At 61.1% G+C, this 24833-nt stretch carries 23 protein-coding genes and 1 other RNA gene; 14 read left to right on the top strand and 10 right to left on the bottom strand.

The features are described 5' to 3' along the window. Positions 1 to 74 precede the first annotated feature (74 nt). From gcvT to ACILSO_RS28990, 6 genes are all read left to right on the top strand, one after another. Positions 75 to 1190, top strand: a complete 1116-nt coding sequence (gcvT, locus tag ACILSO_RS29015) for a glycine cleavage system aminomethyltransferase GcvT (protein ID WP_395740991.1) — start codon at positions 75 to 77, stop codon at positions 1188 to 1190. Positions 1191 to 1211: 21 nt separating this feature from the next. Then, the gene (gcvH, locus tag ACILSO_RS29010) at positions 1212 to 1592 is read left to right on the top strand and encodes a glycine cleavage system protein GcvH (RefSeq protein ID WP_395740990.1); all 381 of its coding nucleotides are present in this window, start codon (positions 1212 to 1214) and stop codon (positions 1590 to 1592) included. 84 nt (positions 1593 to 1676) lie between these two features. Then, the gene (locus ACILSO_RS29005) at positions 1677 to 2501 is read left to right on the top strand and encodes an aspartyl/asparaginyl beta-hydroxylase domain-containing protein (protein WP_395740989.1); all 825 of its coding nucleotides are present in this window, start codon (positions 1677 to 1679) and stop codon (positions 2499 to 2501) included. A gap of 54 nt (positions 2502 to 2555) precedes the next feature. After that, positions 2556 to 5384 (top strand): aminomethyl-transferring glycine dehydrogenase, encoded by a 2829-nt coding sequence (gene gcvP / locus ACILSO_RS29000; RefSeq protein WP_395740988.1) that lies wholly within the window; start codon positions 2556 to 2558, stop codon positions 5382 to 5384. Between the two features lie 25 nt (positions 5385 to 5409). After that, on the top strand, positions 5410 to 6939 hold the full coding sequence (locus tag ACILSO_RS28995) for a sulfatase (protein WP_395740987.1): 1530 nt from the start codon (positions 5410 to 5412) through the stop codon (positions 6937 to 6939). Between the two features lie 56 nt (positions 6940 to 6995). Next, positions 6996 to 7478: a DUF3828 domain-containing protein gene (locus ACILSO_RS28990; protein ID WP_395740986.1), complete on the top strand. Its 483-nt coding sequence runs from the start codon at positions 6996 to 6998 to the stop codon at positions 7476 to 7478. Between the two features lie 74 nt (positions 7479 to 7552). On the opposite strand, the gene ACILSO_RS28985 is transcribed toward ACILSO_RS28990, so the two are convergent. Continuing rightward, on the bottom strand, positions 7553 to 8029 hold the full coding sequence (locus tag ACILSO_RS28985; RefSeq protein ID WP_395740985.1) for a hypothetical protein: 477 nt from the start codon (positions 8027 to 8029) through the stop codon (positions 7553 to 7555). Positions 8030 to 8139: 110 nt separating this feature from the next. Here ACILSO_RS28985 and rnpB point away from each other — a divergent pair. Next, positions 8140 to 8566: RNase P RNA component class A (gene rnpB, locus ACILSO_RS28980), an RNA gene on the top strand. 91 nt (positions 8567 to 8657) lie between these two features. On the opposite strand, the gene ACILSO_RS28975 is transcribed toward rnpB, so the two are convergent. From ACILSO_RS28975 to ACILSO_RS28940, 8 genes are all read right to left on the bottom strand, one after another. Beyond that, positions 8658 to 9632: a hypothetical protein gene (locus ACILSO_RS28975; RefSeq protein ID WP_395740984.1), complete on the bottom strand. Its 975-nt coding sequence runs from the start codon at positions 9630 to 9632 to the stop codon at positions 8658 to 8660. Between the two features lie 176 nt (positions 9633 to 9808). Then, positions 9809 to 10285: a hypothetical protein gene (locus tag ACILSO_RS28970; RefSeq protein ID WP_395740983.1), complete on the bottom strand. Its 477-nt coding sequence runs from the start codon at positions 10283 to 10285 to the stop codon at positions 9809 to 9811. Positions 10286 to 10297: 12 nt separating this feature from the next. After that, positions 10298 to 10705 (bottom strand): MotA/TolQ/ExbB proton channel family protein, encoded by a 408-nt coding sequence (locus tag ACILSO_RS28965; protein WP_395740982.1) that lies wholly within the window; start codon positions 10703 to 10705, stop codon positions 10298 to 10300. 113 nt (positions 10706 to 10818) lie between these two features. Beyond that, complete coding sequence (locus ACILSO_RS28960; RefSeq protein WP_395740981.1) at positions 10819 to 12573, bottom strand: DUF1549 and DUF1553 domain-containing protein; 1755 nt, start codon at positions 12571 to 12573, stop codon at positions 10819 to 10821. Positions 12574 to 12604: 31 nt separating this feature from the next. Further along, complete coding sequence (locus tag ACILSO_RS28955; RefSeq protein WP_395740980.1) at positions 12605 to 13987, bottom strand: DUF1501 domain-containing protein; 1383 nt, start codon at positions 13985 to 13987, stop codon at positions 12605 to 12607. Between the two features lie 353 nt (positions 13988 to 14340). Next, entirely contained in the window at positions 14341 to 14670 is a 330-nt protein-coding gene (locus ACILSO_RS28950) for a nucleotidyltransferase family protein (protein ID WP_395740979.1), read from the bottom strand. A 101-nt stretch (positions 14671 to 14771) separates the two neighbouring features. After that, positions 14772 to 15263: a GNAT family N-acetyltransferase gene (locus tag ACILSO_RS28945; protein ID WP_395740978.1), complete on the bottom strand. Its 492-nt coding sequence runs from the start codon at positions 15261 to 15263 to the stop codon at positions 14772 to 14774. Between the two features lie 208 nt (positions 15264 to 15471). Beyond that, entirely contained in the window at positions 15472 to 17064 is a 1593-nt protein-coding gene (locus ACILSO_RS28940; RefSeq protein ID WP_395740977.1) for a trehalase family glycosidase, read from the bottom strand. Between the two features lie 138 nt (positions 17065 to 17202). Between ACILSO_RS28940 and ACILSO_RS28935 the strand changes: the two genes are divergently transcribed. The 7 genes from ACILSO_RS28935 to ACILSO_RS28905 all read left to right on the top strand — a co-directional run bounded on the left by ACILSO_RS28935 (position 17203) and on the right by ACILSO_RS28905 (position 23311). Then, positions 17203 to 18714: a trehalose-6-phosphate synthase gene (locus ACILSO_RS28935; protein WP_395740976.1), complete on the top strand. Its 1512-nt coding sequence runs from the start codon at positions 17203 to 17205 to the stop codon at positions 18712 to 18714. Next, positions 18711 to 19487 (top strand): trehalose-phosphatase, encoded by a 777-nt coding sequence (gene otsB / locus ACILSO_RS28930; RefSeq protein ID WP_395740975.1) that lies wholly within the window; start codon positions 18711 to 18713, stop codon positions 19485 to 19487. The genes ACILSO_RS28935 and otsB overlap by 4 nt, the downstream gene beginning before the upstream one ends. A 171-nt stretch (positions 19488 to 19658) precedes the next feature. Further along, complete coding sequence (locus ACILSO_RS28925; RefSeq protein WP_395740974.1) at positions 19659 to 20738, top strand: Gfo/Idh/MocA family protein; 1080 nt, start codon at positions 19659 to 19661, stop codon at positions 20736 to 20738. A 199-nt stretch (positions 20739 to 20937) separates the two neighbouring features. Continuing rightward, entirely contained in the window at positions 20938 to 21324 is a 387-nt protein-coding gene (locus tag ACILSO_RS28920) for a KOW motif-containing protein (RefSeq protein ID WP_395740973.1), read from the top strand. A gap of 35 nt (positions 21325 to 21359) precedes the next feature. Then, a complete protein-coding gene (locus ACILSO_RS28915) occupies positions 21360 to 21914 on the top strand; it encodes a DUF6924 domain-containing protein (RefSeq protein WP_395740972.1) in 555 nt (184 codons plus the stop codon). An 85-nt stretch (positions 21915 to 21999) separates the two neighbouring features. After that, the gene (locus ACILSO_RS28910) at positions 22000 to 23019 is read left to right on the top strand and encodes an RNA polymerase sigma factor (protein ID WP_395740971.1); all 1020 of its coding nucleotides are present in this window, start codon (positions 22000 to 22002) and stop codon (positions 23017 to 23019) included. 19 nt (positions 23020 to 23038) lie between these two features. Next, the gene (locus ACILSO_RS28905) at positions 23039 to 23311 is read left to right on the top strand and encodes a hypothetical protein (protein WP_395740970.1); all 273 of its coding nucleotides are present in this window, start codon (positions 23039 to 23041) and stop codon (positions 23309 to 23311) included. A gap of 53 nt (positions 23312 to 23364) precedes the next feature. On the opposite strand, the gene ACILSO_RS28900 is transcribed toward ACILSO_RS28905, so the two are convergent. Next, positions 23365 to 24591: a Gfo/Idh/MocA family protein gene (locus ACILSO_RS28900; protein ID WP_395740969.1), complete on the bottom strand. Its 1227-nt coding sequence runs from the start codon at positions 24589 to 24591 to the stop codon at positions 23365 to 23367. Positions 24592 to 24833: the final 242 nt, after the last annotated feature.

The raw sequence follows: 24833 nt of genomic DNA, 5'->3' as shown, positions 1-24833 counted from the left end.
AGTCTCTGCTCAAAATACCGGGCGAATGCCGAGCGGATTGACAAAGCGCGCATGCTTCACAACATGCGCGCACCGTGTCCGATCCCTCTTCTCTTCGCCGCACCCCACTGCACGCCGTGCATGTGGAGCTGGGTGCGCGCATGGTCCCCTTTGCCGGATGGGAGATGCCTGTGCAGTACACCGGCATCGTGGATGAACACAAGGCCGTGCGGCAGAGCGTGGGTGTGTTTGACATTTCGCACATGGGCCAGTTCATCGTGAGCGGGACGGGAGCCGAGGCGTTTCTGAACCGGGTGCTGACGAACAACATCGCGAAGCTGCAGCCGGGCCAGGGGCAGTACACTCTGCTGCTGAATGCGCGCGGCGGGGTGATCGATGACCTGATCGCCTATCGCACGAGCGAGCGTGAATTTTACCTGGTGGTGAATGCCTCGCGCATTGACCAAGACTGGGAGCACCTGGAGTCCCAGCTGACGAAGGATGACGAGGTGCTGATGGCCAACGCGAGTGATTTCACCGCCGGTCTGGCCATCCAGGGACCGAAAGCGCGTGAAGTCGCCACGGCGATCTTTGGCGATGCGAAGTCTTTTCCTGAGCACAACACCATCCTGGTGACCATGAGCGAGAGCGGGCCGATGTGGCTGTGCGGCACGGGCTACACGGGGGAGGAAGGCTTTGAGTTTTTCATGCCGATCGAGACGGCTGAGGCGTGGTTCCGCAAGATCGTCGATGCGGTGAAGACCGCAGGCGGAATGCCAGCCGGGCTGGGCGCACGCGATACGCTGCGGCTGGAGATGGGCTATCCGCTGAATGGCAACGACCTCTCTGAAGACCGCACGCCGCTGCAGGCAGGGCTGGGCTTCTTTGTGGATCTGGACAAAGGTGACTTTACCGGGCGCGAGGCGCTGGTGGCGCAGAAAGCGGCCGGACTGCCGGACAAGTTGGCTGCCTTCCGCATGACGGGTGCCGCGCCGCCGCCGCGTCCGCATTATCCCGTCGCCTTCGGCGGGGAGATCGTCAGCGAAGTGGGCAGCGGCACGCAGTCGCCCAGCCTGGGCGCTGGCATCGGCATGGCGTATGTGCCGGTGAGCGCGGCCACGATTGGCAGCACGCTGGAAATCGAAATTCGCGGGCGTCGTTTCCCTGCGGAGGTGGTGAAGAAGCCGTTTTATCGCAAGCCGTCAGTCTAATTTTCAACCGACATCCTCATCATGAGCAACGTTCCCGACAACCTCCGCTATCGCGACTCCCACGAATGGATCGATCCCACACAGGACCCCTCACCGGTGGGCATCACGGATCATGCGCAGGCTGAACTGACGGACGTGGTCTTTGTGGACCCGCCGAAAGTGGGCGCGCAGGTCAGCGCAGGGCAGCAGGTGTGCGTGATCGAATCCGTGAAAGCCGCCAGCGACATCTATGCGCCGGTGGCGGGCGAGATCGTGGCGATCAATGAGGCGCTGAGCAGCGATCCGGGCCTGCTCAATCGCGATTCCTACGCGGGCGGCTGGATCTTCAAAATCAAGGCGTCGAATTCTGCCGAGGCGGAAGCGCTGATGAACGCCGAGGCGTACCGCAAACACATCGCCTGAGCCGGACACGGCACCCTGACTCATCGCTTATTTTTCGGCTGCAATGTGTGACGAATTCGTTACTCATGACAGTCTCCCCAGATCATGTCTTCCGAAGCATCCCCCACCATTGCCACCGTCCCCGCAGGCTTCCAGATGAAGCCGATCGATGCCTACCATCGCCGGCACCGCACCTTTCCAGCCAAAGGGCTGATCGAGCACGTCACCAACTGGCTGCAGGACATGGTGGAAGCGGTGATCGCGCACTGCTCCGTGCAGGGCGATCCGCCGATCTATGACTCCCGGCATTTCCCGTGGGTGAAGGATGTGGAGGCCGACTGGCAGAAGGTGCGCGCGGAACTGGATTCGATCATGAAGTATCGCGATGCGATGCCGAGCTTTCAGGACATCGTGAAAGAGGTGGGGATGATCCAGGGAGATGACCAGTGGAAGACCTTCTTCCTTAAGGGCGTGGGCATGGACTGTGAGGAAAACGCCAAGCATTGCCCGGAGACGATGAAGGTGCTGGAAAAGATCCCTGGCTGCACGACGGGCTTCTTTTCGATTCTTTCTCCGCAGAAGCACATCCCGCATCACCGTGGGCCGTGGGCCGGCGTGCTGCGCATGCATCTGGGACTGATGGTGCCGGAGCCGCGCCACCAGTGCCGCATCCGCATTGCCGACCAGGTTTATTCGTGGCAGGAGGGCAAGGCGGTAATCTTCGATGACACTTATAATCATGAAGTGTGGAATGATACGGACGGCTACCGCGTGGTGCTGTTTGTGGATTTCGAGCGCCCACTGCGTGCGCCGTTCAACTTCCTGAACCATTGGATCCTGAATCTGGCGTCGCTGGCTCCCTTCCTGCGTGAAGCGAAAGGCAAACAAAAAGCGTCAGAGAAAAAATTCTGGGCGCTGTTTGGCAAGTGACAGCGGCCCCCGGCTTGATACCGTGGCGCTGTCCTCAAAACCGCTACGATTTCAATGCCCACGAATTTTTCCCGCCGTCATATTGGTCCCTCCGCCGCCGAAGCGGAGAGCATGCTGCAAACGCTTGGATTCAAAACGCTCGATGAGTTGATCGACCAGGTGGTGCCGGAAGGCATTCGCGTGCGCGAGCCGCTGAACCTGGCACCACCGCTGAGCGAAGAGCAGGCACTGCGCAGGATGCGCCAGATCATGGGGCTGAACAAGGTGATGCGCTCGTTCATCGGGCTGGGATATCATGACACCTTCACACCGCCGGTGATTCAGCGGAACATTCTTGAGAATCCGGGCTGGTACACGGCCTATACGCCGTATCAGGCGGAGATCGCGCAGGGACGGCTGGAGGCGCTGATCAATTTTCAAACGATGATCACCGATCTCACCGGGCTGGATGTGGCCAATGCCTCCATGCTCGATGAAGGCACTGCGTGCGCGGAGGCGCTGGGCCTGGCGGTGGCGCAGGTGGCGGGTGCGTCGCGTGTGTTTGTTTCGGACAAGTGCCATCCGCATAATCTGGAGGTGGTGCGCACGCGCATGGAGGCGCTGGGCATTCGTGTGGAGACCGGCGATGTGATGAAGTGGAAGCATGACGGCACGAAGGGGCTTGCCGCCGTGCTGGTGCAGTACCCGGACACGCTTGGCACCATTCATGACTTTTCCGAACTGGCGGCGGAAGTGCACCAGGCTGGGGCGCTGCTGGTGGTGAGCGCTGATCTTCTGGCCCTGACACTGCTGCGGGCACCGGGTGAATTTGGAGCGGACATCTGCGTGGGCAACAGCCAACGCTTTGGTGTGCCGCTGGGCTTTGGCGGGCCGCATGCTGCGTTCATGGCGGTGAAGGATGCGCTGAAGCGCCGTCTGCCTGGGCGTCTGATTGGCGTGTCGAAAGATGCGTCTGGCAAACCTGGCTACCGTCTTTCTTTGCAGACGCGCGAGCAGCACATCCGCCGTGAGAAGGCCACGAGCAACATCTGCACCGCGCAGGTGCTGCTGGCGGTGATGGCATCGATGTATGCGGTGTATCATGGTCCGGAAGGTCTGAAGATCATCGCCCGGCGTGTGCATGGCGCGGCGGTGTGGCTGGCTGGCGAACTGCTGCGCGCAGGCATGGATGTGCTGAGCGACGACTTCTTTGATACGCTGAGCGTGCGGGTGCCGAATGCGGATGACCTGATCAAGCGTGCGCTGATTTTTGGCATCAACCTGCGCAAGGTGGATGCCGTTACCGTGAGTGTCGCGCTGGACGAGCGTGTGAGGGAGGAGGAGCTGCTCAATCTGCTGACCGCGTTCGGCATTTCCAAGGCGCAGCAGGCTCCGGTGATGAATGACGATCACCCGCTGCACTGCTCCGCGCAGCACCATCGCACGTCGGATTTTCTGACGCATCCGGTGTTCAACTCCTACCACTCGGAGACGGAGATGATGCGCTACCTGCACCGTCTTGAATGCAAGGACATCGCTCTGAACAAGAGCATGATTCCGCTGGGCTCGTGCACGATGAAACTGAACGCGGCGGCGGAGATGATGCCGCTAAGCTGGCCGGAGGTGGGCGGGCTGCATCCGTTTGCGCCGGCTGATCAGTCGGAAGGCTACCGCACGATGTTTGGCGATCTGGAAGCATGGCTGGCGGAATGCACCGGTTTTGATGCGGTGTCATTGCAGCCGAATGCGGGATCGCAGGGAGAATATGCCGGGCTGCTGGCGATCAAGCGCTTCCACGCGGCGCGTGGTGAAGGCCACCGCGACGTGTGTCTGATCCCGACTTCGGCGCATGGGACGAACCCTGCGAGCGCGGTGATGTGCGGATTTAAGGTGGTGCCGGTGACTTGCGACAGCCAGGGCAACATCGCTGTGGATGATTTGAAGGCGAAGCTGGAGGCGAACAAGGACAAGGTGGCCGCGCTGATGGTCACGTATCCTTCCACGCATGGGGTGTTTGAAGAGTCCATCGTGGAAATCTGCCGTGCGGTGCATGATCACGGCGGGCAGGTGTACATGGACGGGGCAAACATGAATGCGCAGGTGGGGCTGACCTCGCCAGGGCGCATCGGCGCGGATGTGTGCCATTTGAACCTGCACAAAACCTTCTGCATTCCGCATGGCGGAGGCGGGCCGGGAGTGGGACCCATCGCCGTGGGGGCGCATTTGCGTCCGCATCTGCCTGGGCATCACACGTGGAAGCCAGAACAACGCGAAGGGGCGGTCTGCTCCGCGCCGTGGGGCAGCGCGAGCATCTGCACGATCTCCTGGATGTACATCGCCATGATGGGGCCGCGTCTGGTGGACGCGACGAAGATGGCCATTCTCAATGCGAACTACGTGGCGAAGAAGCTGGAGGGGAATTTCCCCACGCTGTACAAAGGCAGCAAAGGATTCGTGGCGCACGAGTGCATCCTGGACTTCAGCCACTTCCACAAGGTCACGGTGGAAGATGTGGCGAAGCGGCTGATGGACTTCGGCTACCACGCGCCGACGATGAGCTGGCCGGTGGCTGGCACGCTCATGATCGAGCCGACGGAGAGCGAGAGCAAAGCGGAGATCGACCGCTTCTGCGAAGCGATGCAGTGCATCCATGAGGAAATGATCGGCGTGGAAAGCAGCCGCTACCATCCGACCGACAACACGCTCAAGCAGGCGCCGCACACCGCAGCCTCCGTGATGAAGAGCGACTGGCCGCATGCCTACACGCGTGAAGCCGCCGCCTTCCCGCTGCCATGGGTGCAGGAGAGCAAGTACTGGCCGCCGGTGTCGCGCATCGACAACGTGTATGGCGACCGCCATCTCATCTGCACCTGCGTGAGCGTGGAAGAAGCGGCTGCAAGTTGAGGCCTTCTGCGTCGTTTCACGGCGCATGAAATTTCTCCTGACCGCCTTTGCCGCACTCTTCCTTGTCAGCAGTCTGCAGGCTGCGGACGCGCCGCGTCCGAATGTCCTCTTCATCATCTTTGATGACTGGGGCTGGCAGCATGCGGGGGCGTATGGCTGCGACTGGGTGAAGACCCCGAACTTTGACCGCGTGGCGAAGGAGGGCGTGCTGTTTAAGAATGCGTTTACCTCCAATCCGAAGTGCAGCCCTTGCCGTGCGACGATCCTCACAGGACGCAACACCTGGCAGATGGAGGAGGCGGTGTGTCATGGCGGGCTCTTCCCGGCGAAGTTTGCGGTGTATCCGGACTTGCTGGAAAAAAGCGGCTACACCGTGGGCCTGACGGGCAAGGGCTGGGGGCCGGGAGAGTACAAGCTGGAGGGGCGCACGCGCAATCCTGCCGGGCCTGCGTTTGACAAGTTCACGCAGCAGGTGCCGGCGAAGGGTATCACGACCACGGATTATCCGCGTAACTTTGAGGCTTTTCTGGAGCAGCGCGACAAGGCACAGCCGTTCTGTTTTTGGATGGGCTTCAAGGAGCCGCATCGCGGCTATGAATTGGACTCCGGTGTGAGGCTGGGGAAGAAACTCGATGATGTGAAGGTGCCGGGCTACCTGCCGGACAATGCCACCGTGCGGGGCGACCTGGCGGATTATGCCATCGAGGTGGAATGGGGAGACAAGCAGATCGGACGTGCGATGGAGGTGCTGGAGAAGGCGGGCATGCTGGAGGACACTTTGATCATCGTGACCTCGGACCACGGCATGCCGTTTCCTCGGGTGAAGGGGCAGATTTATGAAGACGGCTATCATCTCCCACTGGCGATGCGCTGGGGGAAGGGGATCAAGCCGGGACGAGTGGTGGAGGATTTCATTAACGTGCGCGATCTTGCGCCGACTTACCTCGAACTCGCGGGCCTGCCGAAGCATGAGCAGATGAGCGGCAGCAGCCTGGCGAACCTTTTGCGCAGTGAGAAGAGTGGATTTGTGGAAGACCGCAAGATCATGCTGGCTGGCAAGGAGCGGCATGATCTTGGGCGTCCGAATGACTGGGGCTACCCTGTGCGGGCCATTCGCACGCCGGAGTTTTTCTACAGCCACAACTACCACCCGGAGCGCTGGCCTGCGTGCAATCCGGAGACCGGCTACGGCAACTGCGACGATGGCCCGACGAAGTCGTGGATCGTGGAGAACAAAGGGCTGTTTTATGATCTGGCGTTCAACTATCGGCCGGAGGAGGAGCTTTACGATATTGTGAAGGATCCCGAGTGCCTGAGGAATCTGGCGAAGCTGCCCGAGTTTGCCGCCAAGAAGCTGGAGCTGCGCACGAAGATGGAAGGCATCCTGAAGGAGGAGAAAGATCCGCGTGTGCTGGGCAATGAGGCGATCTTTGACACCTACAAGTACCTCGGCAACCGCAGCAAGAAAGGCTATGCGGAATGGGAGGCCAAGCAGAAGGGCATTCCGCTGCCGGAAGCGCCGAAGAAGAAGGGAAAGAAAGACGCGGAGGAGTGAGGTGAGATTTGACGCAGGGACTCGACTTTGAGGCGTTTGCGGCGATATGGAGCCGCATGCGCTCCTTGACTCTGCTCCTGCTGGTGGTCTGCCATGGGGTCTGCCATGGTCTGAATCTGCACGCTGCTGACAAAGCAGCCGCCACGCCGGAGGCGCTGGTGGCTGAGCTTTACAAGTCGGATAAGAAGAAGGCCTCGCCGTTTTTTCAGACGAAGAACCGGGCGCTGGTGGACCACTATTTTACCAAGGAACTCGGCGATTTGATTTGGAAGGATGCTGTGGGTTCCAAAGGCGAGGTCGGTGCGATCGATGGCGATCCGCTGTATGATGCGCAGGACATGGAGATCAAGGATCTGGTGATTCACCCAGGGAAGACCGAAGACGGCAAGACCACGGTGCTGGTGACTTTTGTGAACTTCAAAGAGAAGAAGAGCATCTCCTTTCACCTGGTGCAGGAGGGAGGAGGGTGGAAGATCAGCGATATTCAGTATGCTGAGTGGGCGATGCTGAAGCTGCTGAAGGAGAGTGTGGGGAAGTGAGCTGGAAGTGATGCAGGTGCTTCTGCCGTAAGGCGAACATCACAGACCTTTCGGTGCGGGCAAGAGTGCCCGCATCACTTCGATCCGCCCTCTTTCGGAGCTTCAGGGGGACGGCGGAATTTGCTGCCGCCTTCGGAGGTGGGAGGGCCGGCGCTGGGAATGCCTCCGGATTTGCCTTTGCGGTCCTGCATGGCCTTCATGGCGGCTTCGCGCTCTTCGGGATCAAGGACACCGTTCTTGTTGGCGTCGAATTTTTGCAGGAGCATTTCCTGCATCCTGCCGCCTTTGCCGGCGTCGCCACCTTTGGCACCGGGTGCTCCCGGTGTGGCGCCCTTGGGGCTGCCACTGCGGCGTTCTTGGTAGGCCTTCATAGCGGCGGCTTTCTCATCGGGGTCGAGGGTGCCGTTTTTATTGGCGTCAAACTTTTGGAGCAGCATCTCCTTCATCATTTCGCGGCCCTTGCCAGCACCGGCGCCTTTGGGGGCGTCTTCGGCCTGAGCCAGTGAGAGGCTGAGCGTGAGGCTGAGCAGGAGAGACGGAAGGATTTTCATGGGAGATGTGTGGGTTCAGGCGCTACAACACCGGAGGCGGCGGAAAGGTTTCGGGGATTCTTCCCCGCAGCCCCGGCTTGCCCTTTGCACGGATGCCCTTACTCTCACGGCGGGTCGGTCGGAGTGATCGCTGGTGTTTTGCCGCAAGGTGGAATGGCAGAGGAAAGTCCGGACACCATAGGGCAGCATGCCACGTGAAAGCGTGGGGGCTGCGGTGCAAGCCGCGGTCACAGACAGTGTCACAGAAAACAAACCGCCTGCGCGAAAGCGCGGGTAAGGGTGAAACGGCGGGGTAAGAGCCCACCGCCCCAACCGCGAGGAAGGGGGCACGACAAACCTCATGCGGTGCAAGACAGAACAGGAGAAACGGCCCGCCTGGCCGCAAGTCCCGCAAGGGATGGATAGCTCCGGGTAATAGTCGCACCACTGCGCAAGCAGGGGCAGGCTGGTCGCTCAGCCTGACAGATAAATGATCACAGCCAGGTGCCGCAAGGCATCGGGGACACAGAATCCGGCTTATGAGGGCTGGCCCACCATGAAGGCGTCGGGAGATATCCCGGCGCCTTCGCCTTTGCTAGATGCTAGTTTCTAGATCTTGGATGCTAGATTCTGGATGCTGGATCCTGATTCAGAGGCCGAGATCGCCTTCGGCCATGATGGTGTGCTTGGGGGCCTGGCGCATGGCGGTGGGGAAGAGGAAGAAGTGGCAGACCTGCTGGGTGCGGCGGAGGAGGGCAGGGGTGGCGTCCCAGCTACGGTCGGCGGGAAATTTGGCCCCGGTGACGAGCCAGGCACCTCCGGGGAGGATACCGGGCTCTTTGACCAGCAGACCGGTGAGGGCGTGCAGCTCGCACTCGTCATCGCTGGCGGTGAAGCTCTCCACCACGTCCCAGGCCGGCAGGCCGCGGGTGATGCGGCGGGTCACCAGCAGGTAGGAGCTGAGGGTGCCGCTGCCATCCACCAGGCCGAGGAAGTGATGCGTGCGGGTCATTGAGCGGCAATACCAGCGCAGGTACTCCGGGGTGATCCATTTTTCGATGCGGTCGGCACGCTGGTAGCCGCGAGTGATGGCGGTGACTTCAGCGGGGTCGGTGATCAGGCGCCTGTCCTGCGGGAGGGCGGGCCACCAGGAGCGCCCGTGCAGCCGGGAGGCCGCGCCTGCGGGGAAAAAATGGCGCGTCACCGTCTGCTCGGCCCGTGCGCCGAGCTTGAACAGGGCCGTCTGCACTCGGGGATTGGGGGTGGTGTGGGCGATCATGCAGTGCTCCGCCACTTCCCGCTGCTGCAGGAACACGAGTGCGGCGGCTTTGGGAAACTGGCTGTCCACGCAAAAGGTGGTGCTGTAGATGGCTTGGCATGGCCTGCCCTGCCACGTGTGCAGGGCGGGGATGGAGCCACCATAGGCCACCAGACGCCCGTCTGCATGTACCCAGCGCCCACGTTCAGGATTGGCTGTAGCAGCGGGGTTTTCGTCCCACCAGAAGTGCATGCGTTCCTCCCAGGTGTGGCCAGGCGGTGGCGGCAGATGCTGCGCCAAAAACGCCACCAGCTCTGCTCGTGCAGCGGCAGTGTCAGGATAGGCGCTGATTTCAAGGGCAGGCACGTTGATTTATGAAAAAGATGATAATTCCGTAAATATGTCGGAAATTCAAGTGCAGGGGGTTAAAGCAAGCGGCGGCATCTTGTGTCGTGGTAAAAACCACAGATGATCCTGACTGTCTCTGACGCTGAGTGATTTGCCGTGAGAAGTGAGGGTGCAGTCGCGGATGACGGCCCGTTTCAGTCGTCGTCGAGCTTGTAGCAGGAGGGCAGCTTGTGCTTTTCCGGTGCCGCATTCAGAAACTCTTCTTTCTTCACTTTGGCAAAGATGAGGAAGAAAACGCCAAAGGGCAGATACAGGCTGATTTCGAAATGCCCGAATACGAACGGGGCCAGACTCAGAACCAAGCACAGCGCACCAAAAGAGCGCAGAAACTTGAGCATCCACCTGGAACGATAGGCACAGACGGTGATCGTGCCGGTCACGAGTATGAGTCCGCTCAAGGCCAGCAAAGAGGCGACGCCAAAGCAGGTGATCACATTTCCTATGACCGCGCTGAGTCTGACAGGATCGCCCGCGCCGCTTGTTTTGAGGACGTCGAATGCCTCAATCATGCCGAACGTGACGGCGAGGATGCCGAGCACGGGAGCGACTTGCAGCCAGGCACCCAGCTTGGCGACGCGGGCCACGAGGGGCGATGGTGGCGTTTCGTTCATGAGCGCGGAATCTCAAGCAGCCGGCACAGGCACCGAAGGGCGAAGAAACTCATCCTTCTTCATCAGTGCGAAGATGAGGAAAAACAGGCCGAAGGGGAAGAAGTAGCTGAAGGTGATGAGTCCGCCGTAGAGGGAGAGAAACCAGAACATCCACACGGCACGGTAGCGACAGGCGGTGATGGAAAAGAGCACCAGCAGAACTCCGATGAATGAGATCGCAATGCCAGCTGCCGATGAGATGAGGACTTCGCCGATGGCTCCGCTGAGGATTTCAGGATCGCCGGCACCCGAGGTCTTGATGGTGCTGAACGCTTTCTGCATGCCGATGACCGTTCCCACGAGGCCGATGAACTGGGCGAGCTGCAGCCAGGCTCCGAGCTTGGCGATGAAGGCTCCGCTTTGGGAAGGTGGTTCGTGCATGATGCGGCGGACTTTAAACGGGTGGGGTTGAGTTCAGCAAGGCTTTCAGCAGTAGCATGGGCACTCATCTCGTGGCGAACGCGCTCCTCTCGGGCAGGATTGCCCGAGCTACTTCAGTCCACATAAACAAACTCGTTCGAGTTCAGCAAGGCCAGGCAGTAGTCGGCCAGCGCCTCGCGGAAACCAGGGGTGAGGGCGGTTTGTTTTTGCAGAAACTTCTGCCCCACCTCGATCTCCTGCGGTGTGGGATTGCGGGAGAGGCAGCGCAGGGTGGCGGCGTTGATGAGGGCGGGGGCGTCGGAGCCGTGCTGCTCGGCCAAGGTGGTGGCGAGTTTTGCGGCGACGCTGTGGGTGAACTCGGAATTGAGCAGCATGAGGGACTGCGGCGCGGTGGTGGAGGAGTTGCGGCGGGCGCAGCTCATCTGGGCATCGGGGCGGTCGAAGAGTTCAAAGAGCGGGTTGCGGAGATTGCGGCGGGCGAATGTATAGATGCTGCGGCGGGTGTGCTCGGAGATGTCCTTGGTGGATTCTCCCTGGTTTTTGAGCAGCGTGCTGGCGATCTCTTTGGGCAGGGGAAGTTTGACGCCGGGGCCGCTGGTCTTGAGATTGAGCTGGCCGCTGATGCTGAGCATGGCATCGCGCAGCATTTCGCCGGTGAGGCGAATGCGAGTGGTGGCCTGCTGCTGATAAGTCTGCGACATGACGATGACCTTGTGCAGTTTTTTGAGGCTCCAGTTTTGGCGAGGGAGTTCGGCGGCAAGGAAATCGAGCAAGGCGGGATTGGTGGGCGCTTCGCCCTGATGACCGAGATCGCCAGGAATGGCGGCTAGCGGTTTGCCGAAATGCTGCTGCCAAAGGCGATTGGCCATGGTGCGGAGGAAGAGGGCGTTGTCTTTGCTGGCGAGCCACTGCGCGAGCGCGAGGCGATCTGCCTTGTCGGGAGTCGTACCAAAGACGCGGGGGAAGGCGGGCTGGATCGCGGGGCCGGGGCGTTTGAAGTCGCCGCGCACAAAGACGGTGCTGGCGGGAATGCCTTCGGTGAAGATGCGCACGGCAGGGCCGAGGGGCTTGCTGTTCTTGGTCAGCACGGTGTTGTCAAAGAAGGCGCGCAGGCGGTAGAAGTCGGCCTGGCTGATGGGATCGTAAGGATGATCGTGGCACTGGGCGCAGCCGACGGTGAGGCCGAGACCAACGGAGCCGACAGTGGTGGCGATGTCATTGAGCAGCACGTGGCGGCGCTCGTCTTGATTGTTGAGGTCCGGCATGTCCGGGCAGGCAAAGAGGAACCCGGTGGCGGTTTCGTCTCCCATCAAATCGCCGGCGATCTGGTGCTGCACGAAGGCATCGAAGGGCATGTCGCTGTTGAGCGCGTTGATGACCCAGTCGCGGTATTGCCAGGCGCGGTTGCGTTCGGCGTCGTATTCAAAGCCATCGGTATCCGCATAGCGTGCGAGATCGAGCCACCACTGCGCCCAGTGCTCACCGTAGCGTGGGCTTGCGAGAAGGCGGTCGGCCAGGGCCTCCAATGACGAATGCCGAATGACGAATGTCGAACCGGAGCGGCATTCGTTCACAAAGGCGGTGACTTCTTCGGGAGTGGGAGGAAGGCCGGTGAGATCGAAGGTGAGGCGGCGGATGAGGGCGGCGGGATCGGCGGGCGGTGAAGTGGGTTTAGCGAGATCGTCGATGCTCGTTTTTTCGGGAGTGGGCTGCAGAGGTTTGAAGGCCCAGTAGTCCTTGTCTTCCGCCTTGATGGGGCGCTCGTCTTTGACTGGATCAGCGGAGGCGCGAATGGAGACGGCCTGCGCCTGCCCGACGCACAGCCAAACGATGAGAAGCACCTGGATGATTCGACATTCGGACTTCATTCGACATTCATCGTTCGGGTTTCGTCATTCCTCACGCGAGGATGCCCTTCACAACGTCACAGCCCTCGACCCCCGTCAGCTTCTGATCGAGGCCATTGAGGCGGAAGGTGAGGTGTTCGTGATCGAGGCCGAGGAGGTGGAGGATAGTAGCGTGGAGATCGCGGATGTGGACTTTGTCCTGAGCGGCGCGGAGTCCGAACTCATCGGTGGCACCGTGGATGTGGCCGTGCTTGACGCCGGCGCCCATAAGGACGGTGGTGAAGCCCCAGGGGTTGTGATCGCGGCCCACGCCTTTTTCACTCATGGGCATGCGGCCAAATTCGCCGCCCCAGATGACGAGGGTGTCTTCGAGCAGGCCGCGTTGCTTCAAATCCATGATCAGACCGGCCACGGGCCTGTCGGTGCGTGCGCAGTATTCGGAGTGATTTTTGAGCACGTTTTCGTGCGCGTCCCAGCCGTTGGTGTCGCCGGAATAAAGCTGCACGAAGCGGACGCCGCGCTCGATCATGCGGCGGGCGAGGAGGCAGCGGGTGCCGAACTCTTTGGTGGTGGGATCGTCGATGCCGTAGAGGTGCTTGGTGGCTTCGGTCTCGCGGGAAATGTCCACGGCTTCTGGCGCGGCGCTTTGCATGCGGAAGGCCAGCTCGTAACTGCGGATGCGGGCATCGAGTTCGCTGTCGGCAGCATGCTTCGCGAGATGCTGCGCATTCATCTGCTGGATGAGATCGAGCGTGGCGCGCTGGCGTGCGCTGCTGTGCGGGCTTTGCAGGTGCAGGATTGGATTGTCCCCTGCACGCATGGTGGTGCCTTGATAAGTGGCAGGCAGGTAGCCGCTGCCCCAGGAGGGCGGGCCGCCTTTGAGGCCGCCGCCGGGATCTGGCATGACGACGAAAGCAGGCATGTCGGCGTTTTCAGAACCGAGGCCGTAGGAGACCCAGCTTCCGACACTCGGCTTGCCCATCTGGATGGAGCCGGTGTTCATCTGATAGACGGACTGCGGATGATTCACGCTGTCGCCGTGGCAACTGCGGATGACGCACATCTCATCGGCCAGTTGCGCCATGTTGGGCAGGAAGTCGCTGACTTCGATGCCGCTCTGGCCGTATTTGCGGAAAGGTTTGACCGGGGCGAGCAGGGGATTCTGCGCGACTTTGCGGCGTGTCTCCACCGCGCCGTAGCTGTCTGGCAAAGGCTTGCCCGCGTGGCGGATGAGATCGGGTTTGGGATCGAAGAGATCGAGGTGGCTGGGGCCGCCGTGCATGAAGAGCCAGATGACGCGCTTGGCCTTGGCGGGGAAGTGCGAGCGGGTGTCGTCCGCCATCAGATGCGAGAGCGCGACGCTGGACAAGCCCATGGCCGAGCTGCCGAGGAAGCGGCGGCGGGAGAGGGTGTCGAACTCGCGGTGCATGGGCATGGGGTGAAGACGGTGGCTGGAGGCCGGTTCTAGCGGGGCGGGTGGAAAAGGTCAAGAACGGCGGTGGTGGGGGAGCGTCCCAAATGGAAGTAGGAGCTTTCTCAATGACATGAGGTTGTTGGAGGGTAGGGAAGGTTAGTCGAGGTCGCATCGCACGTTAGCGAATGGGGTGTGTCGTCCCCTCACCCCAACCCTCTCCCCGAAGTAAACACTGAGCAATCACCTCGGGGGCGGGGAGAGGGAGATCCGTATTGGCCGCCCTCGATTTATTGGGTGCAAAATGAGTTTAAGTGCACGGGTGGCTGATTAGGGCCGAAGAGTCGAGAATGTTCCGAAGCAGGCCGTGTTGTTTCTCACTGAGCATACACGGTGACGGGGGCAGTGAGGATGGTACGACGACGATACGGATTGCGGCTGCGTTCCACTGCAGCCCGGCTCAGGAGATCGACAGGATGTCCAAGTTGCTCTTCGAGATCTTCTTTCAAGCCGCCCATTTCCAGCAGTCCTGCATTCGCATGAGGCAGGAACTCGACGAGGAAATCATAGTCGCTGTCATCACGAGCCTGACCGCTGGCACGTGATCCAAACAACTCCATGCGTGAGACGGCGTGGCACTGGCAGACATCCCGGATCGATGCGATGAGCGTCGGAAGGTCAGAGACTTTGGGCGGTGACTGGATCACAGGGAAAGAATAACTGCCTGTAGAAGAGGGCCAACTTAGTGAAGAGTGGGGCAAGTGGTGGTGGAACTTTCCCGAGCCAGTTGCGGCGCAACTGGTCAACTTTAGAGCATCTTCTGCATCCACAGGACATCGAGCCAGCGGCCGTGCTTGTGGCCGACCTCCTTGAGGTGGGAGACTTTGACGAAGCCGAATTTGGCGTGGAGGGCGATGCTGCCGGCCTGGTCGGCATCGATGCCGCCGAGGACGGTGTGGTGGCCGAGTTCTTTGGCGAGGCGCAGTAGTTCGCCGAGGAGCAGGCTGCCGAGGCCTTTGCCCTGATGCTCGTGATGCAGATAGACGGAGTCCTCAACGCTGTGGCAGTAGGCCTGGCGTGGGTGGAAGCGGCTGAGGGAACCCCAGCCGATGATGGTGCCGTTTTCCTCGGCGACGATTACGGGATGCTCCGGGCCGTGGGCGTCAAACCAGTCCTGCCGCTCCTGCGCGGTGCTGGGGACGGTTTGATAGGTGCAGGTGCTGTGCTCGACGTAGTGATTGTAGATGGCGTTGATGGCCGGTAGATCGGCGGCGGTGGCGGGGCGGAGAGTGGCGGGCATGGGCGTCGTCCTTCAGGGAGATGGGGATGATTGAGGAAGGACTGAAAACTGCGAACTGAAAAATGAAAACTGCAAATTGGGGCGGGGCGCGGGGATGGTGCGGCCCTGCCGGACTGTGACGCTTGGATTCCGTGCGCCCTCTATTCTCAAGGCGGAGCGCTTTGACCGAGGACGAGTTCGAGTAGGAGGACGAGGACGACTCCAAAGCTTACGCCGTGGCTTGCAGCGTGCGGGGAGGGAGCGTGATCTTCGAGGTGAAGGTCTGTTCGGTGTCGAGGTCGCCGAGGCAGCCGAGGTAGTCGAGGAGCTCCATGGTGAGGGCGTTCGTCCAGCCGAAGCCGGGTTCGTTGGTGGGGTAGCCAAACTGGATCTTGCCGGTGACGTCGCTGGTCATGCCTTCGAGATCGTATTTTTCAAAGAGCATGCCGGTGCGGCGGAACTCGGAGACGACGAGGGTGACGAAGCGACGGGCAATGCGGCGCGCCTCATGGCGGTAGCCGTAGCGGTGAAGGCCCATGACGGCGAGGTAGTTCAGCGGCGCCCAGCCAAAAGGTTTGTCCCACTGGCAGCCGCTGGGATGCAGGCTGGTGAGGAGGCCGCCGGCGGCTTCGAAGTCGGGCAGGCGGGCAACGACTTTGGCTGCCTGCTCACGTGTGGCGAAGCCTGCCCACAAGGGCCAGAAGGTGGTGGCGAAGGGGTAGGCGCGGCGGCGTCCGGAGCGGCCATCGAAGTCGTAGAAGAGGCCGGCCTCTTCGTCCCACAGGTGCTCATTGATGGCGGCGGCGCGCTGATGGGCGCGCTCCTGCCAGACGTTGAGCGAGGCGGTGGCATCGAGGAAGGCGCGCACTTTCGCGATGTCCACCTCCAGCCTCCAGAGGAGGGTATTGAGGCAGGCGGGCATGATGTCGAGCACATCGAGATTGGCGAAACCGAAGCGACCGCTGACGTCGAATCCGGACTCGCGCATGCTGCGGTCCGCGTGATAGGCGTGAGTGGTGAGGGCACCGGTTTCGGGATCGAGGAAGTCGCTGGCGTCCTGCACGTATTCTCCGCCGGCGGCGAGGTTGAGGCGGAGGCGCTCGTAGTGGTTGCGGCCATGCTCGTCCACTTCTCCCAGTGCGACTTCTGGCGCGGGTCCTTGGGCGAAGTCGTAGTAGCGTGAGAGGTTCATGCCGGAGACGAGATGCGGCGGCACGGTCCAGTAGTAGTAGAATTTTTCCAGCAGCGGCAGGGTGCGCTTTAGCCAGACCAGGTCTCCACTGGCGCGATACACTGCGAGGACCAAGCGACCGAGAAAAGGAGGGTGGGAGCGGGTGAGGTAGTAGGTGCGGTTTGCCGTGAGCACTGTGCCGTAGTGCTCAACCTGGTAGAGGCATTGATCCGCGATGGCACGCGCCATGGCCACTCGGCCCTGACGCAGGAGACCGAGGGCGATGAAGTAGCTGTCCCAGCCGTACATTTCATTGAAACGGCCGCCGGGCACCACGTAGCGGCCGGGGAGGAAGAGGAGGCCATGCTCGTCGATGCGCGCGGGGTCGGAGGGCAGCACCTTGAGCCGGAGGGTGGTCATTTGACCGGATGACAGCGATTTTTCAAAGATGCGCTGCACGCGGGGCAAGTCCTCCGAGCGGGAGATGTAAATGGGACAGCCCTGAGAGCCTGCCTCACCGAGCTTTACATCGCAGACGGCTTCGGCCACTTGGCGCAGGCCGCGGCTGAGTCCAGGCCATTCATTTTGAATGTAGTGGACGAGGCGGGCGATGTCGCCCGTGGAGGGAAAGGGATGTTCTTCCTTGTTCACAGCTTGGGTGGTTTTTTACCGCCTGCTGTCCTGCGAGGTGCGATTCATCAGGCGTACCCCTTAATCGGCTCACAGGCGGGCGGCAGCCGTGAGTTTTATGCAAAAATCACCGACAGCCGCTCAATCGGGATGCCACTTATGATTACCAGCCGCACATGGACGAAGGAGCTGCTGAGGGAGCTGATCGAGACGCGGCTCAGCGGGGTGAAGTTCATCGTGGTGTCCAATCGCGAGCCGCACATGCACCGCTATGCGGAGAGCGGGGAGATGGAATGCATCGAGACCACGGGCGGGCTGGCCACGGCGCTGCGGCCGATCATGGCGGCGACGAAGGGCACGTGGATCGCCCATGGGGCGGGGAATGCCGACCGCGCCACGGCGGATGAGCAGGGGCGTCTGCCGGTGCCGCCGGGGAATCCGAGCTATACGCTGCGGCGGGTGTGGCTGACGCCGGAGCAGGAGGAAGGGTACTATTATGGCTTTGCCAATGAGGGGCTGTGGCCGCTGTGTCACATCGCTTTTAAGCGGCCCATTTTTCGACTGGCCAATTGGGAGACGTATCAGGAGGTGAACCGGATCTTTGCGAAGGCGGTGATCGAAGAGGCGGCAGGTGAGCGCGCCATCATCTTTGTGCAGGATTACCACTTCTGCCTGCTGCCGCGGATGGTGAAGGAGATGGGCGGAGCAAACCTCGTTGTGGCGCAATTCTGGCACATTCCCTGGCCGAATCGGGAGATGTTTCGCACCTGCCCGTGGTCGCATGAACTGGTGGACGGGCTGCTGGGAAATGACCTGTTGGGGTTTCACATTCGCAATCACTGCCAGAACTTTTTTGAGACGGTGGACAGCTCTCTGGAGGCGATGGTGGATCGCGAAGGATGGCAAGTCACTCGTGGGGGACATGTGACAAACGTGCGTCCGTTTCCCATCAGCATCGACTTCGAAGCCAATGAGGCGCTGGCCACGAGTCCGGCAGTGGATACGGCCATGGAAAAGTGGTGCCGCAAGCTGCGGCTGGGCGACCGGCTGCTGGGCGTGGGCATCGAAAGGCTGGACTATACCAAGGGAATTCCCGAGCGGCTGCGCGCGCTGGATTTTTTCATCGAGTCGCATCCGGAATGGCGGGGCAAGTTTTCGTTTGTGCAGATCGCTGCTCCGAGCCGGTCGCACCTGCCGGAGTATCAAGCGGTGGAGGATGAAATCGACAAGCTGGTGGAAAAGGTGAACTGGCGCTGGGGCCGCACGGACTGGCAACCGGTGACGTTGATCAAAAAGCAGCACGGGTCTGTGGACATGGTGGCGCTGCACCGGCTGGCGCGTTTTTTCATCGTGAACTCGCTGCACGATGGGATGAACCTGGTGGCGAAAGAATTCGCGGCGAGCCGGGTGGACGATGACGGCGTGCTGATCCTGAGCAAATTCACCGGAGCCTCACGCGAACTGGACACGGCGCTTGGCGTGAATCCGTTCTCCATTCATGACACGGCCCACGCGATGCATCAGGCGCTGACGATGGAGCCGGAGGAGCGGCAGAGGCGCATGAAAAGCATGCGCGAAAAAGTGTCGGACAACAATGTGTACCGCTGGGCGGGAAACATTCTCAGCCACCTGATGAAACTGGATATTTCCGAAGCCACTGTGAACGAATGATCCCCCACTGGACTGAACAACGCGAAGCTCTGCGGCACTGGCTGCTCTCCCAACCGCATATCATGGTCGGCTGCGATTTTGATGGCACGCTGGCGCCTCTCGTCTCGCATGCGGATGATGCGTGCATGACGGAGCGCACCCGGGCGGCGGTGCAGCGCATCATTGCAAAGCCGGGAGTCATGTTTGCTTTGATCTCGGGGCGTTCCATTGCCGATCTGCAGCAGAAGGCGGCGGTGGATGGAGCGCTGTATGCGGGCAATCACGGGCTGGAGATCGCGTATGAAGGAGTGACGACCGTGGCGCCCGGCACTGCTGAGGCCGGGCCTGCACTGCGCGCGGTGCTGGGAGAGCTGGCACCGGCTTTGGCACGCATTCCCGGAGTGTGGATCGAAGATAAGGCCTGCAGCGCCTCCATTCATTACCGGCTGGCGGCGGATGATGCGCACGCCGAAGTGGAGGAACGGGTGAGGGCCGCACTGCGGGAGGTGGCAGCGCTGAAGCTGCGGCCCGCGAAACGCATCTGGGAAATCCGGCCCGCCACCGAGTGGGACAAAGGCAAGGCGCTGCGGTGGTTTATGGAACGCTGCGAGATCCCCACCAGCGCGGCCGCTTTCCTGGGAGACGATATCACGGATCTCGATGCCTTCCGCGAGCTGCCTGATGGGTGGACTTTTCTGGTCGGAGACGAGGTGAAATGCGCTGCGCGGGCGTGGCTGCGTGACCCGGAGGATACCGCGAAGCTGCTGGAGTGGATGGCGGAGGTGAGGGTGTGATGGAAACAGGCGGGGTGAGAAGGACGTCTTGGAGCGCCAGACTTGCGGGCAAGAGTGCCCTCATCACTTCGGAGAGGCGCGGCCATTTCGTGCCTTGACTCTGCGGCTCTGAATCTCCATTCTCGCGGCCCTCGGACAAATTTACCAACCACACCTTAGAAAATCACCTTTATGGCCATCAAAGTAGGAGTCATCGGAGTCGGCGGCATGTTGCAGTATCACGCGGCAGGATTCCGCAAGGCAGGCGCGGAAATCATCGCCGTGTGCGACGCGGCTCCCGGAGCAGCGGCCAAGGCGGCGGCGAAGTGGGGCATCACGACCCCGTATGAAACGGTGGAGGCCATGCTGGCCGCGCCGGATGTGGATGCGGTGAGCGTCATCGTGCCGAACAAGTTTCACAAGTCCCTCGCCATCCAGTGCCTGGAGGCCGGCAAGCACGTCTTCTGCGAAAAGCCCCCGGCTCTGCATGCGGATGAAGTGAAGGAAATCATCGCCGCTGCGCAGAAGGCGAACAAGCAGGTGCTTTTCAACTTCAACAACCGCGCCCGTCCGGAATCTCAGGCGATGATGAAGTACATCAAGCAGGGCGCCGTGGGCACCATCAACTCCGCGCAGGCGAAGTGGATCCGCCGCACGGGCATCCCTGGATTTGGCGGCTGGTTCACCACGAAGGAACTGGCTGGTGGCGGCTCCCTCATCGACCTGCTGCACATGGTGGACCTGGCCATGTACTTCATGGGTTATCCTGAGCCTGCGCACGTGCTGGGCCAGACCTTCTCCGACTTCATCACCGACAAGCAGTTCAAGGGGCCCTGGGGCATTCCGGACCGCGTGGGTGGCATCACCGATGTGGAAAACGCCGCGCACGGCTTCGTCACCTTCAAGGGCGGCCAGGTGCTGAGCCTGCAGGTGTCCTGGGCTGAAATGGTGAAGCGTGAGGAAGTGTCCGTGGTCTTCCAGGGCACCAAGGCCGGCGGCTGCGTGCAGCGCCTCTTTGGCATCGACGGCCTGGACAACACCGCCATCGACGCCTGCGAGCTCTACGTGCAGGAAAACGGTCACAGCGTGAACCGCAGCATCACGACGCCCGCCTGTGAAGACATGGGCCGCATCGATTCCGCCGCGAACTTCATCGAAGTGCTGGAAGGCAAGGCCGAGCCGCTGAACACCCTGGAGCAGGCGCTGCGCCTGATGCAGGTGATCGATGCGATCTATGCGTCTGCCGCGAGCGGCAAGCCGGTTTCGATCTGAGACGAATCGATTGAATGATTCAACGGGGAGAATGAGCTTGGTGCTTGTTCTCCCCGTTTTTTTGCCAACAAAGCACAGATGCGGCGATCACATGCTCATCATGCCTGATTTTACCGCGATGAAGCGAGGGGCCTGGGTGTCGATCGAGTACCCGGCTGGTGAAAAATGCAAGCAATGCCGGCATGAATGGTAACCCACCATGAACACACTGCAGCCACAGCATCACAAGTCTGCGGGGTTCATGCACTCAGGCTGCGCGGAGCTGCTGCTGATTGCGTTCGTTTTGGCGGCAGTGCTGAATCTTGCCATGGGAAACTGGCGGATTGCGATGGCGATGCTGGTGCCGCTGGCAGCCCTGTTCATCGGGGCTCAGTACATTGACTGGCGAGACCGGTGCAAAATAGGTGACGAGGTGCAGGTGATGCTGGGGCCGCATAGGGGCGTGAAGGGCACCATTGTGGGAAGAGATGAGACCGGGACGAGCTTCATGGTGAAGCCTTCCGAAGCAGAGCCAGTTGATTCCGTGACGGTCCTTGCGCATCATCTCACGAAGGTGAAACGGATTAATCCCGTCGATAAAGGCTGATCGCAATCTTTCATCTGCCACTACTTCTCCACGCCATGAAACCGCTTCCTGATACCAAGGACCCGATTGTCCTGCGCACTGACTTTTCCGATGATCAGGCCTGGAGCCGATTGTGCAGCCTTATCGCGAGCCCCATCGGCAGAGATGGCTTTCTGGCGTATGTGAGTTTTGTGAGCGATCCTGACTTTGCGGAGGTGACGGCGGAGAAACTGGCTGCGAATCGGCCGGAGGGTTATCGACACAGCTTCATCGTCATCGCAGACGGCACCACTTTTGCAGATCCAGAGCAGTCCTTGATGGTGGTGGACCTCCTCGACGAACCGGGCAGAACATTTCGCGCTTTGCCCACGCGGATTCAGGGGATTGAGAACAATCTTTCGCTCGGCAACATGGGGTTTGAAGATTTTGCCGGGGACGCGGATGCAAGGGGAGTCTTCCGAGGTTTTCCGGGTGAGCGAGAGGAAGACTATGAGGTCAACCACAACCCGCCTCCGCGACCCGTGAAGAAGAAGCCCTCTCCTCCGCAGACGCTTTTGGGGAAGGCGCTGTTTTCCGCCTACAAGCTGATCCGTGGAAAGCCTGGCCGCTGAGGCTGCGAGAGATTCAGACGGGCTCCTCTCATATTTTCTGCATGAAGTGGAAACGAGAGGTGTCTTTAGGCTGAAACATCGCTCCATGGAAACTCACCTGCACCTGCTCTCACGCTACCATCGCCAAGGCGATGCGGACGCATTTGCGGCGCTGGTGCGGGAGCATGCGGGAATGGTCTTTGCCACGGCACGGCGGGTCACGGGAGATGCGGCGCTGGCGGAGGACGTGGCGCAGGAGACGTTTCTGGAACTGGCGCACAGCAGGCAAACGAAGGTGGCATCTCTGGGCGCATGGCTGCACCGGGTGGCCTGGCGCAAGGCCTGCAATGCTCTGCGTGGGGAGTCGCGGCGCAGGCGGAATGAGGAGCGCCCCGCCAGTGAAGACTGGGCGCTGCCTGGACCCAACGAGTCGTCTTGGGAAGAGCTGGAGCCGCAGATCGATGCTGCGCTGAACGACCTTCCTGAAAAGCTGAGAGGGCTGTTGGTGGCGCATTATTTGGAGGGCTGCACGCAGCAAGAAATGGCGGCGCGTGCCGGCGTGAGCCAGTCCACCATTTCGCGTCAGATCGAGGCGGGAGTAAGCGAGCTGCGCACGCTTTTGCGCGGACGCGGGGTGGTGTGCGGTGCAGGTCTGGTGGCTTTTATGAGCGCGCAGAGTGCGGCGGAGGCTGCCCTGCCAGCGACTCTGAGCGGCTCGCTCGGCAAGCTGGCTCTGAGCGGTGCGGGAAGCAGTGCAGGCACGACTGCGCCCGCTCTCACGACTTCCCCATTTCTTGCCATGACTACCTCCACGAAAATCCTGATCTCGACGGCTGCGGCCGCACTGAGCCTTCCGCTGGCTTTGGAGCAGCAGCCTTCCGGGCCATCTGCCGCAGTGCTTAGTCGTCCGGCAAAGGTGCAGTCCGCGGCACCCGTGCGGGAACAAACGTTCAAAGCTGTGGACTCCGACAGGCCGCACTACCGGCCTCCGGCTGTCTCTCCTCAGGTACAGCAAAAAGTGGAGGCCTTGCTAAAGCGCTACACTGGAATGAAACAGGGGCAGATGCAGGAGAGCGAGGAGCTTAACGATCTGCTGGACCGCGTTATCAGCCGTGACGACGAATGATCCTGAGTTCGCGGAACAAATGGAAAAACGCGTTGCTGCATTGCCCGTCAGTGATTCGAAAAAGCTGCTGAGGATCGACTTTGACATCTTTGATGGCGCGAGGGGCCGTGCGATGCTGGAGGCCGCGGTGGCGAACGATCCGAAGCTGATGCGAGACTGGTTTCTCAACACCCTGGACGGGGCGATCTTTGAATTCGCGTTTGACCCTGATCTGGAGCGAAGCAGCACGGGGGTGAGCCTGCAGGCTCCTCCGAATCAGGCGGCACAGCCTGCGGTGAAAACAGAAGAGTGATGTCAGCCTGTGCCGACATCACTCTCTGAGTTCGATACTGCTGCCTTATCGTCTTATGACAGGCCGCCGCGGTCACTGCTCAGTGTGGCATCGCCATACTTTGCGCGGGTGGTCGGGGTGTAGTCCAGCGGGGTCCAGGCGGCGTTGTTGGCGGAGGAGGCCACGACGGCCTCTATGAATGCCATGCCAGCGACGCCTTCCTCGATGGTGGGGTAGTCCATGTCCAGCGGGTTGGGCGGGGTGCCATCGATGACGGCGCGGACGTGATTGGCGAAGTTGCGGTAAATGTTTGCGAAGCCTTCGAGGTAGCCTTCCGGATGGCCGGAGGGAGTGCGGGTGGCGGCGGCGGCGGCGCTGCCGAGGTAGCCAAGGCCGGTGCGGTAGATCTGCTTGGGCTTGTCCAAGGAGGTGACGATCATCGTGTTCGGATCGAGCTGGGACCACTCGATGCCGCCCAGCGAGCCATAGACGCGGAGGCTGAGATTGTTTTCACAGCCGATGCTGATCTGGCTGGAATGCAGCACGCCTTTGGCACCATTGGTGAAACGGAGGAGCACATTGCCATCATCTTCCAGACGGCGGCCTTCTTTGGCGAGGAAGATGGTGAGGTCGGCGGCGAGCTCCTTGATGTGGAGGCCGGTGACGTATTCAGCGAGATTGATGGCGTGGGTGCCGATGTCTCCCATGCAGCCGGCGGCGCCGCAGATGGCGGGGTCCACGCGCCAGGAGGCCTGCTTCTGGCCGGTGTTTTCCAGCATGGTGGCGAGCCAGCCCTGGGGGTATTCGACGACTACTTTGCGGATATCTCCGAGCTTGCCCTCTTCGATCATCTGGCGCGCCTGGCGCATGAGGGGGTAGCCGGTGTAATTGTAGGTGACGCCGTAGAGCTTGCCGGTGGCCTTGACGATGCCTGCCAGTTCCTTGGCCTGAGCGAGATTGAATGTGGCGGGCTTGTCGGAAAGGACGTGGAATCCAGCCTCCAGCGCGGCCTTGGCGGCTGCAAAGTGGACGTGATTGGGGGTGACGATGGAAACGAAATCCATGCGCTTGTCCGCCGGCAGGGAGGATTCCGTTCGGAGCATTTCTTCGAAATTGCCGTAGCAGCGCTCGGCGGGCAGGAAGAAATCCGCGCCACTGTCCTTGGAGCGCTGAGGATCGGAGGAAAAGGCACCGCAGACGAGTTCAATCTGCTGATCGATCGAAGCTGCGATGCGATGGACGCCGCCAATGAAGGCGCCGCGCCCGCCGCCGATCATGCCATAACGAATTTTCCGGCTCATAAACAAGTGTTCGGGGTTCTAGTTTCGGTTCAGGGTTGGAAGGAGTGAGGGGCGAGTGTGCGCAGTGGCGAGGGTGGGTCAAGTGCATCCCGCCAAAGTAGTCATGAGCTTTAGCTCGTTCTGGCAAGAGCGTCTGCGCCTGATCGCGGAGCTTTTGCTCCGTGGAGGCTGCCCGTCAAAGCCTCTGCACGGACAGGAGCGCAAACAAAGCTGCCCGCCGAAAAGACACCACTGGCCGCAGA

The organism is Prosthecobacter sp. (assembly GCF_044226605.1).
GTDB lineage: Bacteria > Verrucomicrobiota > Verrucomicrobiia > Verrucomicrobiales > Verrucomicrobiaceae > Prosthecobacter.
This window is presented reverse-complemented; position numbering and strand designations above follow the sequence as displayed.

What these genes read in the sequence shown, in the direction of transcription:
- gcvH (WP_395740990.1), top strand. Translation starts at nt 1,212, where the DNA reads ATGAGCAACGTTCCCGACAACCTCCGCTATCGCGACTCCCACGAATGG.
- ACILSO_RS29005 (WP_395740989.1), top strand. Translation starts at nt 1,677, where the DNA reads ATGTCTTCCGAAGCATCCCCCACCATTGCCACCGTCCCCGCAGGCTTC.
- gcvP (WP_395740988.1), top strand. Translation starts at nt 2,556, where the DNA reads ATGCCCACGAATTTTTCCCGCCGTCATATTGGTCCCTCCGCCGCCGAA.
- ACILSO_RS28995 (WP_395740987.1), top strand. Translation starts at nt 5,410, where the DNA reads ATGAAATTTCTCCTGACCGCCTTTGCCGCACTCTTCCTTGTCAGCAGT.
- ACILSO_RS28990 (WP_395740986.1), top strand. Translation starts at nt 6,996, where the DNA reads ATGCGCTCCTTGACTCTGCTCCTGCTGGTGGTCTGCCATGGGGTCTGC.
- ACILSO_RS28985 (WP_395740985.1), bottom strand. Translation starts at nt 8,029, where the DNA reads ATGAAAATCCTTCCGTCTCTCCTGCTCAGCCTCACGCTCAGCCTCTCA.
- ACILSO_RS28970 (WP_395740983.1), bottom strand. Translation starts at nt 10,285, where the DNA reads ATGAACGAAACGCCACCATCGCCCCTCGTGGCCCGCGTCGCCAAGCTG.
- ACILSO_RS28965 (WP_395740982.1), bottom strand. Translation starts at nt 10,705, where the DNA reads ATGCACGAACCACCTTCCCAAAGCGGAGCCTTCATCGCCAAGCTCGGA.
- ACILSO_RS28960 (WP_395740981.1), bottom strand. Translation starts at nt 12,573, where the DNA reads ATGAAGTCCGAATGTCGAATCATCCAGGTGCTTCTCATCGTTTGGCTG.
- ACILSO_RS28955 (WP_395740980.1), bottom strand. Translation starts at nt 13,987, where the DNA reads ATGCCCATGCACCGCGAGTTCGACACCCTCTCCCGCCGCCGCTTCCTC.
- ACILSO_RS28945 (WP_395740978.1), bottom strand. Translation starts at nt 15,263, where the DNA reads ATGCCCGCCACTCTCCGCCCCGCCACCGCCGCCGATCTACCGGCCATC.
- ACILSO_RS28935 (WP_395740976.1), top strand. Translation starts at nt 17,203, where the DNA reads ATGATTACCAGCCGCACATGGACGAAGGAGCTGCTGAGGGAGCTGATC.
- otsB (WP_395740975.1), top strand. Translation starts at nt 18,711, where the DNA reads ATGATCCCCCACTGGACTGAACAACGCGAAGCTCTGCGGCACTGGCTG.
- ACILSO_RS28925 (WP_395740974.1), top strand. Translation starts at nt 19,659, where the DNA reads ATGGCCATCAAAGTAGGAGTCATCGGAGTCGGCGGCATGTTGCAGTAT.
- ACILSO_RS28920 (WP_395740973.1), top strand. Translation starts at nt 20,938, where the DNA reads ATGAACACACTGCAGCCACAGCATCACAAGTCTGCGGGGTTCATGCAC.
- ACILSO_RS28915 (WP_395740972.1), top strand. Translation starts at nt 21,360, where the DNA reads ATGAAACCGCTTCCTGATACCAAGGACCCGATTGTCCTGCGCACTGAC.
- ACILSO_RS28910 (WP_395740971.1), top strand. Translation starts at nt 22,000, where the DNA reads ATGGAAACTCACCTGCACCTGCTCTCACGCTACCATCGCCAAGGCGAT.
- ACILSO_RS28905 (WP_395740970.1), top strand. Translation starts at nt 23,039, where the DNA reads ATGGAAAAACGCGTTGCTGCATTGCCCGTCAGTGATTCGAAAAAGCTG.
- ACILSO_RS28900 (WP_395740969.1), bottom strand. Translation starts at nt 24,591, where the DNA reads ATGAGCCGGAAAATTCGTTATGGCATGATCGGCGGCGGGCGCGGCGCC.